The 15,168-nt window shown below is 69.2% G+C and carries 13 protein-coding genes and 1 pseudogene; 12 read left to right on the forward strand and 2 right to left on the reverse strand.

Features of this window, described 5'->3' with window-relative positions; all coding sequences use genetic code 11:
* Positions 1-22 precede the first annotated feature (22 nt).
* Positions 23-700 (forward strand): annotated as a pseudogene (locus tag Q0938_RS09520) (L,D-transpeptidase); the annotation flags it as partial.
* 607 nt (positions 701-1,307) lie between these two features.
* The gene (locus Q0938_RS09525; protein WP_299361399.1) at positions 1,308-2,222 is read left to right on the forward strand and encodes a lytic transglycosylase domain-containing protein; all 915 of its coding nucleotides are present in this window, start codon (positions 1,308-1,310) and stop codon (positions 2,220-2,222) included.
* A gap of 85 nt (positions 2,223-2,307) precedes the next feature.
* On the opposite strand, the gene Q0938_RS09530 is transcribed toward Q0938_RS09525, so the two are convergent.
* The gene (locus Q0938_RS09530) at positions 2,308-3,780 is read right to left on the reverse strand and encodes an ABC transporter substrate-binding protein (protein WP_299361402.1); all 1,473 of its coding nucleotides are present in this window, start codon (positions 3,778-3,780) and stop codon (positions 2,308-2,310) included.
* Between the two features lie 121 nt (positions 3,781-3,901).
* Complete coding sequence (locus tag Q0938_RS09535; RefSeq protein WP_299361405.1) at positions 3,902-4,612, reverse strand: CDP-alcohol phosphatidyltransferase family protein; 711 nt, start codon at positions 4,610-4,612, stop codon at positions 3,902-3,904.
* Positions 4,613-4,785: 173 nt separating this feature from the next.
* On the opposite strand from Q0938_RS09535, the gene Q0938_RS09540 reads away from it, so the two are divergent.
* The 10 genes from Q0938_RS09540 (at position 4,786) to Q0938_RS09585 (ending at position 15,164) form a co-directional block, all read left to right on the forward strand.
* Positions 4,786-5,601, forward strand: a complete 816-nt coding sequence (locus tag Q0938_RS09540; protein WP_299361663.1) for a ferredoxin--NADP reductase — start codon at positions 4,786-4,788, stop codon at positions 5,599-5,601.
* Between the two features lie 227 nt (positions 5,602-5,828).
* On the forward strand, positions 5,829-8,549 hold the full coding sequence (gene topA / locus Q0938_RS09545) for a type I DNA topoisomerase (RefSeq protein ID WP_299361407.1): 2,721 nt from the start codon (positions 5,829-5,831) through the stop codon (positions 8,547-8,549).
* A 67-nt stretch (positions 8,550-8,616) separates the two neighbouring features.
* Positions 8,617-10,383, forward strand: coding sequence for a gamma-glutamyltransferase (gene ggt, locus Q0938_RS09550; protein WP_299361409.1), 1,767 nt, complete (start codon positions 8,617-8,619; stop codon positions 10,381-10,383).
* 136 nt (positions 10,384-10,519) lie between these two features.
* The gene (locus tag Q0938_RS09555; RefSeq protein WP_299361412.1) at positions 10,520-11,224 is read left to right on the forward strand and encodes a CoA transferase subunit A; all 705 of its coding nucleotides are present in this window, start codon (positions 10,520-10,522) and stop codon (positions 11,222-11,224) included.
* Positions 11,225-11,227: 3 nt separating this feature from the next.
* Entirely contained in the window at positions 11,228-11,872 is a 645-nt protein-coding gene (locus Q0938_RS09560) for a CoA transferase subunit B (protein ID WP_299361414.1), read from the forward strand.
* Between the two features lie 96 nt (positions 11,873-11,968).
* Positions 11,969-12,574: a hypothetical protein gene (locus tag Q0938_RS09565; protein WP_299361417.1), complete on the forward strand. Its 606-nt coding sequence runs from the start codon at positions 11,969-11,971 to the stop codon at positions 12,572-12,574.
* Between the two features lie 147 nt (positions 12,575-12,721).
* Positions 12,722-13,396: a type 1 glutamine amidotransferase domain-containing protein gene (locus tag Q0938_RS09570; protein ID WP_299361420.1), complete on the forward strand. Its 675-nt coding sequence runs from the start codon at positions 12,722-12,724 to the stop codon at positions 13,394-13,396.
* Positions 13,397-13,468: 72 nt separating this feature from the next.
* Positions 13,469-13,867 (forward strand): tol-pal system-associated acyl-CoA thioesterase, encoded by a 399-nt coding sequence (gene ybgC, locus Q0938_RS09575; RefSeq protein ID WP_299361422.1) that lies wholly within the window; start codon positions 13,469-13,471, stop codon positions 13,865-13,867.
* Between the two features lie 152 nt (positions 13,868-14,019).
* Complete coding sequence (tolQ, locus tag Q0938_RS09580; protein ID WP_299361425.1) at positions 14,020-14,712, forward strand: protein TolQ; 693 nt, start codon at positions 14,020-14,022, stop codon at positions 14,710-14,712.
* Positions 14,712-15,164, forward strand: a complete 453-nt coding sequence (locus Q0938_RS09585; RefSeq protein ID WP_299361427.1) for an ExbD/TolR family protein — start codon at positions 14,712-14,714, stop codon at positions 15,162-15,164. The genes tolQ and Q0938_RS09585 overlap by 1 nt, the downstream gene beginning before the upstream one ends.
* The last annotated feature ends 4 nt before the right edge of the window (positions 15,165-15,168 follow it).

Here is a 15,168-nt window from a genome sequence, read left to right on the forward strand (position 1 = left end):
GATGAACTCGAAGGATATCGCGATGCGTTTCGCCACAATTTCGCTGGCGGTCGCGCTGGGCCTTGCGGCCTGCGGCCCCGCAGACAACCCGCAATCGCAGGCACCGGCCGCCGCCGAAGCGACGCCACCGATCTATCAGGAGCGGATCGACACCGGACCCAATGGCGAGCCGCTTCGGATTCCCGCCATCAAGCCCGCCTATCTGACCGAACGCAACCAGCGCCAGCGCGTCGCCTATTACGGGTCCGAGGCCCCGGGCACCATCGTCGTCGACCCCTATGCACGCGTGCTCTACGACGTGATGGAAGGCGGCGAGGCGATGCGGTTCGGCATTGCCGTCGGCAAGGAAGGCACCGGTTTCGCGGGCGAGGCCAACATCAAGCGCAAGGCGAAATGGCCGTCCTGGACGCCAACCGCCAACATGGTCGCGACCCAGCCGGAGCTGTACGAGCCCGTCAAGGCCGGGCTGCCGGGCGGGCTGGAAAACCCGCTGGGGTCCCGGGCGCTGTATCTGTACCAGGGCGGTCGCGACACGATGTACCGCATCCACGGCACCATGGACCCGTCGTCGATCGGCAAGGCGACCTCGGCCGGGTGCATCCGGCTGTTCAACCAGGACATCATGGATCTGTTCGACGAAACCCCGCTGGGGACTCGTGTGAAGGTCCGGACCCCGGCGGAAAGCGCCCAAATGGAAGGCCCGCTGACCGAAACGCCCGATGGCTATCTGCTGCCCGCCGGCCCGACCCCGCAGCCCGGAACCGGGCAGGTGTCGGCTGCGGCGCCGGCGCCGGTCGCCCCGGCCGCACCGGTGCGGGTCGCCGCCGCGCCGGCCGCCACGGCCCCGGCTGCGGTCGCGCAGGCCAGCCCCGCACCCGTGACCGTCACCCCGCTCGCCGCCGCGCAGACCAGCCCGGCGGCCGTCCCGGTCGAACCGGTGGCCATCGCGCCCACCTATGTCGCACCGCTGCCGGTCGCTCCGGTCGCTCCGGTCGCCGCGGCACCGATGGTGTCCCCGGTCGAAAGCGCCGTGTCGCCGCGGCGGGGCATCGTCCCGGCGTTCCGCCCGTCCGTGATAGCGGTCGACGGCACGTCGCCGGTCGAAAGCGCCGTCAAGCCGCGGTTCTGACCTCCCGCCAGGCCGGACCGCTGTCAGTTGCCCCCCCGGCGTCCTGCGCCGGGCGGCGCGTGAGGCCGGCCCGATCGGATAGTCCGGCCGACCATGGCGCAACCGCCGGGCGCATGCCCGCCCGGTTCCCACACGTGGACAAATCTGCTAATCCTGCGCGGCTGATGCGAGGGCCATGATGCTGCGGATTGTTCTGACGATGGTCGGGCTGGCGCTGGGGGTCGGCGCAGCCCCTGCGCGCGAGGCGGTGGACGCCTATGAGGGGCTGACCCCGCCACGCCTGTCCGACGACCGGCGCTGCACCGACGACGGGCGCAGCTGCATCGAGGCCGCGACCTATGTGGTCGATGTGTGCACGACGATCGAGCGGGCGGCCACCGACAACAAGCTGGACCCGAATTTCCTCGCGCGCCTGCTGTGGAAGGAAAGCCTGTTCGAGCCCAACGCCGTGTCGCATGCCGGCGCGCAGGGGATCGCGCAGTTCATGCCGGGCACGGCCCGGATCCGCAAGCTGGACGACCCGTTCAACCCCGCCAAGGCGATCCATGCCTCGGCCGCCTATCTGGCCTATCTGGCCGACGGGTTCGGCAATCTCGGCCTGGCCGCCGTCGCCTATAACGGGGGCGAGACGCGGGCGATGAACTTCTACAACGGCGGCCAGGTTCTGCCGTACGAGACCCAGGACTATGTCGAGGCGATCACCGGCCACAACGCCTGGAAGTGGCGCGACAACCCGCCGGCCGAGGTCGACCTGCGCCTGGACAAGGGCCAGCCGTTCCGCGAATCCTGCATCAAGCTCGCCGGAAACCGCAAGCTGAAGGAATTCGGCATCAAGCCCCGCGACTGGCCGTGGGGGGTGATCGTCGCGTCCCACCCCAACCAGTCGGGCGCGCAGGCCCAGGTCAGCCGGCTGAACCGGCAGTTGCGGCCGATCCTGGGCGGTCGCAAGGTCGATTACGTCCGCAAGTCGCTGACCGGCAATGTCCGAAAGGTGTACACCGCCCAGGTCGGCTATGGCTCGCGCGGCGAGGCGGCGGCGTTCTGCAACCGGCTGAAGTCGCTGGGCGGCCGCTGCATCGTGCTGAAGAACTGAGCGCCCCGGCGCGGCCGGGACGCGCCGCAACCGGATCGTCGGGGCCGTCGAAACCCCGGCCGGGCGACCCGACCGGGGGGGCGGTTCATTCGGTCCAGCGCACCTCGGTCAGGTCGTTGGCGGGGGTGGGCGAGTTTTCCCACAGCCCCTCGATCTTCGCGTTCGCGACCCCGGTCTTGGCCAGCTGGAAGAGCCAGGCGACCGGCTGATCCTCGGCCAGCTTGGCCTGGATCTCCTTCAGCAGGGCGCTGCGTTCGGCGGGATCGACCGCGGCCTTGAGCCGGTCGTGCAGGGCCACGTAGTCCGGGTCCGCATAGCCGAAATAATAGTCCGGGCGGGCAAAGATATCGACGTCCATCGGCTCGACATGGCTGATGATCGTCAGGTCGTAATCATGCCCCTTGTGGACCGTTTCCAGCCACTGGGCCCATTCCATGTTGGTGGTCTCGGTGGCGATCCCGACCGCGCGCAGCTGCGTCGCGACGATCTCGCCCCCGCGGCGGGCATAGGGCGTGGGCGGCAGGGCGAGGCGCAGGGTCAGGTCCTGAACCCCCGCCTCGGCCAGCAGCTGCCGGGCCTGCTCGGGGTCGTGGGGCGACTTGTCCAGCAGGTCGACGTAATCGGGGTGATGGGGCGGGAAATGGCTGCCGATCGGGGTGCCGTAGCCGAACATGGCACCGTCGATGATCGCCTGCCGGTCCACAGCCAGCGCGATCGCCCGGCGCACCCGGATGTCGTCCAGCGGCGGGTTCCTGTTGTTCATCGACAGGATCGTCTCGCCCTCGGTGGTGCCGACGATCACCTTGAAGCGCGGGTCGGCCTTCAGCTGTTCCAAGGTCTCGGGCGCCGGATAGGTCGGGAAGGCGTCGACATCCTCGGCCATCATTGCCGCAAACGCCGCAGTCGGGTCGCCGATGAACCGGAAGGTGGCCTGCGCCAGTGCCGGCTTGTCGCCCCAGTAGCCGTCGAACCGGGTCAGCGTCAGCCGGTCGCCCTGGCGCCACTCGCCGAACATGAACGGACCGGTGCCGACCGGACGGGTCGAATTGCCGGCGGCCGACGCCTCGTCCACCATGGCCGCGTCGCCCCAGGCCATCTTGAACGGGAACGCGCCGTCCGGCGCCTTCAGCGTGACGCGCGCCAATTGCGGGGACACCGCCTCGACCGACTCGATCCCCTCGAACAGGCCCTTCTGTGCATTCGTCGACTCCTCTGCCATGGCGCGGGTCAGGGAAAAGACGACATCGTCGGCGGTGAAATCGGCGCCGTCGTGGAACTTGACGCCCGGATGCAGGTGGAAGTCGTAGACCCGGCCGTCTTCCTGCACGTCCCAGCGCTCGGCGAGGGATGGCAGGATCGATCCGTCAGGACCGAACCTGGTCAGCCCCTCGAACAGGTTCGTGTAGGTGACCTCGTCGATGGCGGCAGCCGCACCCGAGGTCGGGTCGAGCGTCGGCGGTTCCAGGACCATGCCCAGCGTGATGGCGTCCTTGGCGGCCAGCGCCGGACCGGACAGCACAGCCAGCGCGGCGGCCGTCGTCAGTAGCGTGCGGAACATCGTCTTCCCCCGGTGATGCGTCCGGCCAGCGGGCCAGTTCGGTCAGGGCGCAGCCTGCGGTCAAAACCGGGTCCGATCAAGCCCCGCGCGGCACCGCCCGGCTGGCGCTGGTCCGGTCCGGTCAGGCCCGGACACCGCGCGTGGCGCGGGCGGGGATCAGCTGCTGCACCAGCCCGGCCAGCAGCAGCCACAGCGAGGTGATGACCAGCCCCCAGTGGGCCCAGCTCTGCGGGTCGAAATGGACCAGCGCGGCCCAGGCGGCAAAGCCGACCCAGGCGACGGCGATCGGGAGGGACACCGCGCGCCAGCGTTCGGTGCGGACCGGGTGGATGAACTTGATGTTGGTGAACATCGTGATCGCCAGCGCGACCACCACGAACAGCGTCAGACGCCAGTCAGGTTTCAGCGCGAACAGCACCAGCACCACCATGTTCCAGCAGGCCGGAAAGCCCGCAAAGCTGTTGTCGCGCGTCTTCATCCGCGTGTCGGCGAAATAGATGACCGAGCCGTAGACGATGCAGATGATCGCCACCCAGCCGGTCCAGCCGTCCAGCAGGTTCGACTTGAACAGCGCATAGGCCGGGATGAAGACATAGGTGATATAGTCGATGATCAGGTCCATCAGGACCCCGTCATAGGTCGGCCAGTTTTCCTTGGCGCCATAGCGGCGCGCCAGCGGCCCGTCGATCCCGTCGACGGCCAGCGCCGCGACCAGCCAGGCGAACATCACCGACCAGCGCTCCTCGACCGCCGCCAGCATCGCCAGCATCGCCAGGACCGCACCGGTGGCCGTCAGCAGGTGGACGGACAGGGCCTTGAGCCGCAATTCCATGGCGCGCCTTGTCGCATTGCGCGTCGCAGGGTGCAATGGCAGGAGCCGGGGCACAGGCCGGGGCAGGCCCTGATGGCCCCGGATCCGACGCTCACCGGCTTGCCGTCTTTCGATCGGGCGCGGATTGGCCTAGACAGCTGCCAGATTCCAACGGGGACCACCGCATGGCCGACATGCCGAAGCCGACCAGATCCGTCACGCAGCCCGACCTGCAGACGGTGACGCATGTGCGGCACTGGACGGACTGGCTGTTCTCGTTCCGGGTGACGCGGCCCGCGAGCCTGCGGTTCCGGTCGGGCGAGTTCGTGATGATCGGCCTGCCCGACGACGCCGGCAAGCCGGTGCTGCGGGCCTATTCGATCGCCTCGCCGGCCTGGGACGACGAACTGGAGTTCTATTCGATCAAGGTGCCGGACGGGCCGCTGACCTCGCGGCTGCAGCATATCCGCCCCGGCGACCCGATCATCCTGCGGCCCAAGCCGGTCGGCACGCTGGTGCTGGACGCACTGCTGCCGGGCCAGCGGCTGTGGCTGCTGGCGACCGGCACCGGGATTGCGCCGTTCGCGTCGCTGCTGCGCGACCCCGACACCTTCGGGCGCTATGCGCAGGTGGTGCTGATGCACACCTGCCGGACCGGGGCCGAGCTGGCCTACGGGGCGGCGCTGGTCGCGGGGCTGGAGGACGACCCGCTGCTGGCCGAGCTGTTCGGCGACGGCTTTGCGGACCGGCTGCTCTACTATCCCACCACCACGCGCGAGCCGTCGGCGCGGATGGGGCGGATCACCGACAACCTGCGCTCGGGCCGGGTGTTCGCCGATCTGGGGCTGCCGCCGATGAATGCGGCGGACGACCGGGCGATGGTGTGCGGGTCGCTGCCGTTCAACCAGGACGTCAAGGCGGTGCTGGAGGGATTCGGCCTGCACGAGGGCGCCAACAGCGACCCGCGCGAGTTCGTGGTGGAAAAGGCGTTCGTGGGCGAGGGGGTCTGAGGGCGGCGGCGGGCGGGGCAGGCAGCGGGCGGCGCGGGCGGTAGTCGGGTTCTGACCGGATCGGCGGGTCCCGCGCGATGCCCCGGAACCGGCCGGACAGCGGGGCTCCGCGCCGGGACGCAGCAACGGCATCCGCGCCGAACCGGCTGGCGGCGCAGGCCACGCGTCATTGACAGGCCCGGCGGCGCCACCCATGTTCGCCCCCCGAAACGCCCAGGGGGCCTGCCATGCCAGTCGTCGTCGTCGAATCGCCTGCCAAGGCCAAGACCATCAACAAGTATCTGGGCGACGACTACACCGTGCTCGCTTCGTTCGGGCATGTCCGGGACCTGCCCGCCAAGGACGGTTCGGTGGACACCGACGCCGATTTCGACATGAAGTGGGAGGTCGCGTCCGAGTCCAAGAAGCACGTCAAGGCGATCCGCGACGCGCTGGCCAGCGACCCCAAGCTGATCCTGGCCACCGACCCCGACCGCGAGGGCGAGGCGATCAGCTGGCACCTGCTCGAGGCGCTGGCCCCGGCGCTGAAGAAGGGCGCCGAGGTCAGCCGCGTCACCTTCAACGCGATCACCAAGTCGGCGGTGACCGAGGCGATCGCCAACCCCCGGCAGATCGACCAGCCGCTGGTCGACGCCTATCTGGCGCGGCGCGCGCTGGACTACCTGGTCGGCTTCAACCTGTCGCCGGTGCTGTGGCGCAAGCTGCCGGGCGCCAAGTCCGCGGGGCGGGTCCAGTCGGTGGCGCTGCGCATCATCGTCGACCGCGAGATGGAGATCGAGGCGTTCCGCGCCCGCGAATACTGGACCGTCCATGCCACGCTGGCCACGCCGGGGGGCGAGACCTACCGGGCGCAGCTGGTCAGCTATGCCGGCCGCAAGCTGGACCGGTTCGACCTGGGCGACGCCGAACAGGCGCGGCTGGCGGTCAGCGCGGTGCAGTCCCGCGACCTGACCGTGACCTCGGTCGCGTCCAAGCCGGCCAGCCGCAATCCGTGGCCGCCCTTCATGACCTCGACCCTGCAGCAGGAGGCGTCGCGCAAGCTGGGGCTTGGCGCGCGCGCCTGCATGTCGGCGGCGCAGCGGCTCTACGAGGCGGGCCACATCACCTACATGCGGACCGACGGGATCGACATGGCGCCCGAGGCGGTGATGGCCGCGCGCGACGCCATCAAGGCGCGGTTCGGCGCCGAATACGTCCCGAAATCGCCGCGGATGTACAAGAACAAGGCCAAGAACGCGCAAGAGGCGCATGAGTGCATCCGTCCGACCGACATGATGCTGTCGCCCGACCGGCTGAACGCCGAGACCGAGCAGAAGAAGCTGTACGATCTGATATGGAAGCGTACGCTGGCATCCCAGATGGAGGCCGCCCGGATGGAGCGTACCACCGTCGAGATCGGCAGCGCCGACGGGCAGGTCGGGCTGCGCGCCACCGGGCAGGTGATGCTGTTCGACGGTTTCCTGCGCGTCTATGACCAGGGCCACGACGATGACGAGGGCGAGGACAGCGCCCGCCTGCCGCAGATCGCCGAGGGCGAGGCGGCCGCCAAGCGCGACGTCGTGCCGGAACAGCATTTCACCCAGCCGCCGCCCCGCTATACCGAAGCCACGCTGGTCAAGCGGATGGAGGAGCTGGGGATCGGCCGTCCGTCCACCTATGCCAGCATCGTCACGACGATCCAGGACCGCGAATATGTCCGCAAGGACAAGAACCGCCTGATCCCCGAGGACAAGGGGCGGCTGGTGACGGTGTTCCTGACCCGGTATTTCCCGCGCTATGTCAGCTATGACTTCACGGCCGACATGGAAGGCGAGCTGGATGACATCAGCAGCGGCAGCCGCGCCTATCGCGAGGTCTTGCGCCGGTTCTGGCGCGATTTCTCGGCCGCGCTCGAGGACACCAGCGAGCTGCGCATCACCGAGGTGCTGCAGGCGATCGACGAGGCGTTGGCCCCGCATCTGTACCCGCCGCGGGCGGACGGGGGCGATCCGCGCGAATGTCCGCTGTGCGGGCAGGGCCGTCTGAACCTGAAGACGGCGCGGTCCGGCGGCGCCTTCGTCGGCTGCACCAACTATCCCGAATGCCGCTATACCCGGCCGCTGTCCGGGCCGGAGGGCGAGACGCTCGGCGACACCGTGCTGGGACAGGACAGCGCCGGCAACGAGATCAGCCTGAGGAACGGCCGGTTCGGCCCCTATGTCCAGCGGGGCGAGGCGACCGAGGACGATCCCAAGCCGCAGCGGGCGTCGGTTCCCAAGGGGTGGGACGCTGCATCGGTCGATCTGGACCGGGCGCTGATGCTGCTGGACCTGCCGCGCCAGATCGGACCGCACCCCGAGGATGGGGTCCCGATCGAGGCGTCGATCGGCCGCTACGGGCCCTATGTGAAGCACGGGCCGAAATACGCCAACCTGCCGGATGTGGACGAGGTGTTCACCATCGGCATGAACCGGGCGGTCGAGGTGCTGGCGCAGAAACAGCAACGGGGCCGCGGTGCGGCCGCCGCACCGCTGTCCGAACTGGGCGAGCATCCCGAGGGCGGTCCGGTGCAGGTGATGAACGGGCGGTTCGGCCCCTATGTGAAATGGGGCAAGATCAACGCCACGCTGCCCCGCGACCTGGCGCCCGAGGCGGTCACCATGGACCAGGCGCTGGAACTCATCGCCGCCCGCGCCGCCAAGTCGGGCAAGGGCACCGGCAGGACGGCCGCTGCCAAGACAGCGTCGAAGCCCAAGACGGCGGGCAAGACCGCGACGAGCAAGGTGGCCAAAAGCGGGGGCAAGGCCGCGGCAGGCAAGACGATCCGGGGCACGTCGAAAGCCGCGGCCGGGGCAAAGTCCAAGGCGGCCGGCACGACAACCCGCAAGGCGCCGGCCAAGGCTGCGCCCCGCAAGAAGGCCGCCGCCACCGGTGCGGCAGGGGGCAAGGCCGCCGACCCGGCCGTCTGACGACAGGCGGTTTGACCTTGCCGTGAGCTCCGCTAGCCTTGGTTCAACCCAGGGAGGAGACATAACGATGACCACGCTGACGCACCGCACGGGCCGCGCTGCCCGGCAGGGACTGATCGCGCTTGCGCTCTCGGCTTTCGCCCTGCCGGCCGGGACGCTGCCCGCGATCGCCCAGGATGCCGCGATCTATTCGGGCATGGACCTGTTCCATCCCGTCTGGGCAAAGAACGGGCTGGTCTCGGCCCAGGAACGTGTCGCTGCCGAGATCGGGCGCGACATCATGGCCCAGGGCGGCAATGCCGTCGATGCCGGGGTCGCCGTGGCATTCGCGCTGGCGGTCACCCTGCCACGGGCCGGCAATCTGGGCGGCGGCGGCTTCATGCTGGTCCACGACGCGGAGACCGGCGAGACCCACGCGATCGACTATCGCGAGATGGCGCCCAGGGGGGCCAGCCGCGACATGTTCCTGGATGCGCAGGGCGAGGCCGACAGCGACAGGTCGCGCTATACCGGTGCCGCCTCGGGCGTGCCGGGGACCGTGGCGGGGATGAAGCTGGTTCTGGACAGCTATGGCAGCATGGACTGGGCCGACGTGATCGCCCCGGCGATCCGCCTGGCCGAGCAGGGGATCACCGTCACCCCCGATCTGGCCGACAGCCTGGCAGGGCTGAGGGACCGGCTGACCCGCTATCCGTCCGCTGCCGCGATCTTCTACAAGCCCGACGGATCGCTCTATGCGCCCGGCGATACCCTGGTGCAGGCCGACCTGGCGCGGACGCTGAAGAAGATCGCCGACGAGGGGCCGGCCGGTTTCTACACCGGCGAGGTGGCGCAGGCGATCGCCAGTTCCGTGCAGGCCGCCGGCGGGCAGATCACCGTCGAGGACATGGCCGCCTATCGGGCCGTCGAGCGGGAGCCGGTGCGGGGCAGCTATCGCGGCCACGAGGTCGTGTCGATGCCGCCTCCGTCCTCGGGCGGGGTGCACCTGGTGCAGATGCTGAACGTGCTGGAAGCCTATCCGATCGGGGCGCTGGGCCAGAACAGCTCGGAAACGATCCACCTGATGGCCGAGACGATGAAGCGGGCCTATGCGGACCGGTCCGAGTTCCTGGGCGATCCGGACTTCGTCGACGTGCCGCTGGACGCGTTGATGTCCAAGGCCTACGCGGCCGACATCCGCGACGCGATCAGCGCCAGCTTTGCCACGCCGTCCGAACAGATCCGCCCCGCCGACCTGGCCGCCTACGAATCCGACCAGACCACCCATTTCTCGATCATCGACAAGGCGGGCAACGCCGTCTCGAACACCTACACGATCAACTTCTCCTACGGGTCGGGGCTGGTCGCCGACGGCACCGGGGTGCTGATGAACAACGAGATGGACGATTTCTCGGCCAAGCCCGGGGTACCCAACGCCTATGGCCTGATCGGCGGCGAGGCCAACGCGGTCGAGCCCGGCAAGCGGCCGCTGTCCTCGATGACGCCCACCATCGTGCTGAAGGACGGCAAGCCGGTCCTGGTCACCGGCTCGCCGGGCGGGTCGCGCATCATCACCACGGTGCTGCAGGTGGTGATGAACATGATCGACCACGGCATGAACGTGGCCGAGGCCTCCAGCGCCCCGCGCGTCCACCACCAGTGGCAGCCCGACGAGCTGCGGACCGAGGAGGGGATCAACCTGGACACCATCCGCGCACTGCGCGCCAAGGGCCATGCCGTGACCGTCGAAGAGGCGATGGGATCCACCCAGTCGGTGATGATGGACCCCGAATCCGGGTTCCTGCTGGGCGCGTCGGACCCGCGCCGGCCCGACGCGGCCACCGTCGGCTTCTGACCCCGCGGGCCGACGGCGGCCGGGCGCGGCCACGTTCCGCGCCACCGGCCGGGCAGCGGCCAGCCGCCGGGGCGTGTGATTGACAGCCGGTCCCCGCCGGGCGAAACACGGCGGTGACTAGTCAGTCGGGGGATGGATGAAAAAGGTCTACGAGAACGCCGCCGCCGCGGTGGACGGGCTACTGAAGGACGGGATGACGATCGCCGCGGGCGGGTTCGGCCTGAGCGGGATCCCCGAACTGCTGATCGATGCGATCCACAAGGCCGGCACCAGGGATCTGACCGTCGCGTCCAACAACTGCGGCGTGGACGGCTTCGGGCTGGGCATCCTGCTGGACAGCAAGCAGATCAAAAAGATGATCAGCTCGTATGTCGGCGAGAATGCCGAGTTCATGCGCCAGTATCTGTCCGGCGAACTGGAGCTGGAGTTCAACCCGCAGGGCACGCTCGCCGAACGGATGCGCGCCGGCGGTGCCGGGATCCCCGGGTTCTATACCAAGACGGGCGTCGGCACGGTGATCGCCGAGGGCAAGGAATCCAAGATCGTCGACGGCGAGGAATACATCTTGGAACGCGGGCTGGTGGCGGACCTGGCCATCGTCAAGGCGTGGAAGGCCGACGAGACCGGCAACTTGGTGTTCCGCAAGACCGCCCGGAACTTCAACGTGCCGGCAGCCACCTGTGGCAAGGTCTGCATCGTCGAGGTCGAGGAAATCGTGCCGGCCGGCGGGCTGGACCCGGATCACATCCACCTGCCCGGGATCTATGTCCACCGCATCTTTCAGGGCCCGCACGAAAAGCGCATCGAACAGCGCACCGTGCGCCAGCGCAAGGAGGCCTGAGCCATGGCCGATGGAAACAAGGGTTGGGACCGCAACCAGATGGCCGCCCGGGCCGCAAAGGAATTGCGCGACGGGATGTATGTGAATCTGGGGATCGGCATTCCGACCCTGGTGTCGAACTACATCCCCGAGGGCGTGCACGTCACGCTCCAGTCCGAAAACGGCATGCTGGGCATGGGACCGTTCCCGTATGAGGGAGAAGAAGATCCCGACCTGATCAACGCCGGCAAGCAGACGATCACCGAACTGCCGCATTCCGCCTATTTCGACAGCGCCACCAGCTTTGCGATGATCCGCGGCGGCAAGATCGCAATGGCGATCCTGGGCGCGATGGAAGTGGCCGAGAATGGCGACCTGGCGAACTGGATGATCCCCGGCAAGCTGGTCAAGGGCATGGGCGGCGCGATGGATCTGGTAGCCGGCGTCGGCCGCGTGGTGGTGGTCATGGACCACACCAACAAGCACGGCGAATCCAAGGTGCTGCAGGAATGCACCCTGCCGCTGACCGGCAAGGGCGTGGTCGACCGGATCATCACCAATCTGGGTGTGCTGGACGTGGTGCCGGGCGGGCTGAAGATCGTCGAGTGTGCGGACGGGGTGTCCGAAAAGGAACTGCGTGCCGCGACCGAGGCCACGATCGTCGACTGATCGGTTGCCGGGACGGCCATCATGGAAGGCGGTCTGCCGCGCCGCCGGTCCGTTCAACCGGCGTCCGTCGGTGCCGGGCAGGCGGGCGCACCCGGCATGACCGGCTCCGATACCGAGCCGGCACTGACGTCCGATGCCATCGCATCGCTGTTCACCCGCCCGGACGGGACGTTCCTGTGCGCCCGCTGGGGCCGCCCGGTGGCTCCGGTGGTGTTCGGGCTGGATGACGCCACCCTGGCCGTGTTCCGATCGGCCCTGCGCGCCGCCTTCACGCATGCCCGCCAGCCGCTTGTCGAGACCGATCCCGAGATGGGCGCGAACCTGATGGTCTTTGCGGTGCGGGACTGGGGCGAACTGAACGGCCTGCCGGACCTGGAGCGTCTGACCGGCATGCTCGACCTGCCGCAGCGCCTGGCGGACGAGGGGGACGGGCAGGGCGCCGACCGCTATCGGCTGTTCCGGTTCGACCCCGACGGCAGCATCCGCGCGGCGCTGGTGTTCCTGCGGCTCGGGCCCGCGGCCGACCGGACCCATCCGGCCGCGCTGGCCGAGGAGGTGGCGGTGAACGCGCTGCTGACCTGGGCCCATCCGGTCCGCGCGTCGGGCGCCTTGGCGGGGCTGATCCGGGCCGCGTATGATCCGTTGCTTCCCGCCTGTGCCCGCGACCCCAGCCATGCGCTGCGCCTCGCCGCACGGCTCTAGCGCGCCGGAGGGCGGCGGCGCGGCCATGCCGTCCGCACAGATCGGCGTCCCGTCCGCGACGCCTGCCCTTGGGATCCGTCGCGTCGATGCCCACGTGGTGAGGCGGAAACCCGCAACGGCCGCATGGCTGCAAAGCAAGGAACACCCATGAAGATCCTGATGATCCTGACCTCTCACGACCAGCTGGGCGACACCGGCGACAAGACCGGTTTCTGGCTCGAGGAGTTCGCGGCACCCTATTACGTCTTCCGCGACGCGGGGGCCGAGGTCACCCTGGCCTCGCCCAAGGGCGGTCAGCCGCCGCTGGACCCGAAAAGCGCGGATCCATCCGCGCAGACCGAGGCGACCCGCCGCTTCGATGCCGATCCGCAGGCGCAGGCCGCGCTCGCCTCGACCCGCAAGCTGGCCGATGTCGACCCGTCTGAATTCGACGCGGTGTTCTATCCCGGCGGTCACGGCCCGCTGTGGGACCTGGCCGAGGATGCCGACAGCCGGCGGGTGATCGAGACGACCCTGGGCGCGGGACGTCCGCTGGGCGCCGTGTGCCACGCCCCGGCGGTGTTTCGCCACGCGCAGGTCGATGGGCGCCCGGTGGTCCAGGGCCGCCGCGTGACCGGGTTCACGAATGGCGAGGAAGAGGGCGTGGGGCTGACCAAGGTAGTGCCCTTCCTGCTCGAGGACATGCTGCAGGAGCGTGGCGGGCTGTATGAGAAGGGCCCGGACTGGGCGTCTCATGTGGTGACCGACGGAATGCTGGTCACCGGTCAGAACCCCGCCTCGTCCGAGGACGCGGCCCGGGCGCTGCTGAAGCTGCTGGGCTGAGGCCCGAAACCCGTGCCGACGCGGCCCCCGGTCGCGTCGGCAAACCGTGCCACCCGCCAGCAGGACCAGCCAATGCCGCATTGCTTTCCCGTACGGGTCTATTACGAGGACACCGATCTGGGGCAGGTGGTCTATTACGCAAACTACCTGCGCTTCATCGAGCGGGCGCGCAGCGAATGGCTGCGCGCTGGCGGCGTCGACCAGGCGGGGCTGCTGCGCGACCACGGCATCGCCTTTGTCGTCCGCCGGGTCCAAGCAGACTATCTGCGGCCCGCGCGGTATGACGACCTGCTGCAGGTGAGGTCCGAACTGCGCGAGGTGACCGGCGCCCGGATCCGCCTGACCCAGCGGGTCGAGCGCGCGGGCGAGATCCTGTTCACGGCCGAAGTCGATCTGGTCTGCATCGCGCAGCCCTCCATGCGGCCGGTGCGCGTGCCGGCCGGGATCAGGACCGCCCTGACGTCCGCCTGACGCCGCAAGGGCTTGAGCGGGCCCGGCGACTCGACGTGCGGACATGTCGGTGACACAACTGTGTTGGCCTTGACGTCGGGTTTGGAGTTAAAAGGCCGCGCAAAGATCGCGACAAGGCGACCCACGCACAGGGGCAACGACAGGCACGTCTCATGGAAAACCTCGCTGCCGGCTCACCGGCTGATTTCACGCTGATCGCGCTGTTCCTGCGCGCCTCGCTGACCGTCAAGCTGGTGATGGTGGTGCTGGTGCTGGCGTCGGTCTGGGCCTGGGCGATCATCATCCAGAAGGTGATCACCTACGCGGCGGCGCGCCGCGACGTGGACCGGTTCGATCGTCGCTTCTGGTCTGGCGAGCCGCTGGACGACGTCTATGACCGCCTCGCCGGCAATCCCAGCGGGGCGTCGGAACGGATCTTTTCGGCCGGGATGCTGGAGTGGCGCCGCTCGCAGACCGATGACGGCGGGATCATTCCGGCCGCCCAGGCGCGCATCGACCGGGCCATGACCGTGGCGATCAACCGCGAGGCCGACCGTCTGACCGGCGGCCTGCCGTTCCTTGCGACGGTCGGATCGACCGCCCCGTTCATCGGCCTGTTCGGGACCGTCTGGGGAATCAAGAACGCGTTCGAGGGCATCGCGCTCAGCCAGAACACCAGCCTGGCGGTCGTGGCGCCCGGCATCGCCGAGGCGCTGGTCGCCACCGCGCTGGGCCTGCTGGCGGCCATCCCGGCCGTCGTCGCCTACAACAAGCTGGCCTCGGATGCGGACCGGATCAGCGGCAGTCACGAGGCGTTTGCCGACGAGTTCTCGACCATCCTGTCGCGCCAGATCGGGGAAGAGTGATGGCTGCGGGGCTGGTCCGCCGCGCCGCCACCCGCAAGGGCCGCCGCCGGCATATGCCGATGGCCGAGATCAACGTGACGCCGTTCGTCGACGTGATGCTGGTGCTGCTGATCATCTTCATGGTGGCGGCGCCGCTGCTGACCGTGGGGGTGCCGCTGGAACTGCCGCGCACCGCGGCCGAGGCGGTGCCCACCGAACCGGAAGAGCCGCTGACGATCAGCGTGCCCCCGACCGGACCGCTGATCCTGATGACCGCCGAGGTGCCCGAGGATCAGCTGATCGGGCGGCTGCGCGCGGTGCTGGCCGAACGGCAGAGCGGGCGGATCTACCTGCGCGCCGACGGCACGATCCCCTATGCGCGGGTGATGCAGGTGATGGGCGCCCTGAACGCTGCCGGGTTCAACAACATCGTGCTGGTCACCGAGACCGGCGGACCGCGGATGGACGGCTAGGCCG

Origin of the sequence: uncultured Paracoccus sp. (assembly GCF_947496875.1) — a bacterium.
Classification (GTDB): Bacteria; Pseudomonadota; Alphaproteobacteria; order Rhodobacterales; family Rhodobacteraceae; genus Paracoccus.

Bases quoted from the DNA above. Each gene is read 5' to 3' on its own strand.
- Q0938_RS09535 (WP_299361405.1), bottom strand. From the start codon at position 4,612: ATGGAATTGCGGCTCAAGGCCCTGTCCGTCCACCTGCTGACGGCCACC.
- Q0938_RS09560 (WP_299361414.1), top strand. From the start codon at position 11,228: ATGGCCGATGGAAACAAGGGTTGGGACCGCAACCAGATGGCCGCCCGG.
- Q0938_RS09530 (WP_299361402.1), bottom strand. From the start codon at position 3,780: ATGTTCCGCACGCTACTGACGACGGCCGCCGCGCTGGCTGTGCTGTCC.
- Q0938_RS09570 (WP_299361420.1), top strand. From the start codon at position 12,722: ATGAAGATCCTGATGATCCTGACCTCTCACGACCAGCTGGGCGACACC.
- tolQ (WP_299361425.1), top strand. From the start codon at position 14,020: ATGGAAAACCTCGCTGCCGGCTCACCGGCTGATTTCACGCTGATCGCG.
- Q0938_RS09540 (WP_299361663.1), top strand. From the start codon at position 4,786: ATGCCGAAGCCGACCAGATCCGTCACGCAGCCCGACCTGCAGACGGTG.
- Q0938_RS09585 (WP_299361427.1), top strand. From the start codon at position 14,712: ATGGCTGCGGGGCTGGTCCGCCGCGCCGCCACCCGCAAGGGCCGCCGC.
- Q0938_RS09525 (WP_299361399.1), top strand. From the start codon at position 1,308: ATGCTGCGGATTGTTCTGACGATGGTCGGGCTGGCGCTGGGGGTCGGC.
- ggt (WP_299361409.1), top strand. From the start codon at position 8,617: ATGACCACGCTGACGCACCGCACGGGCCGCGCTGCCCGGCAGGGACTG.
- topA (WP_299361407.1), top strand. From the start codon at position 5,829: ATGCCAGTCGTCGTCGTCGAATCGCCTGCCAAGGCCAAGACCATCAAC.
- Q0938_RS09555 (WP_299361412.1), top strand. From the start codon at position 10,520: ATGAAAAAGGTCTACGAGAACGCCGCCGCCGCGGTGGACGGGCTACTG.
- Q0938_RS09565 (WP_299361417.1), top strand. From the start codon at position 11,969: ATGACCGGCTCCGATACCGAGCCGGCACTGACGTCCGATGCCATCGCA.
- ybgC (WP_299361422.1), top strand. From the start codon at position 13,469: ATGCCGCATTGCTTTCCCGTACGGGTCTATTACGAGGACACCGATCTG.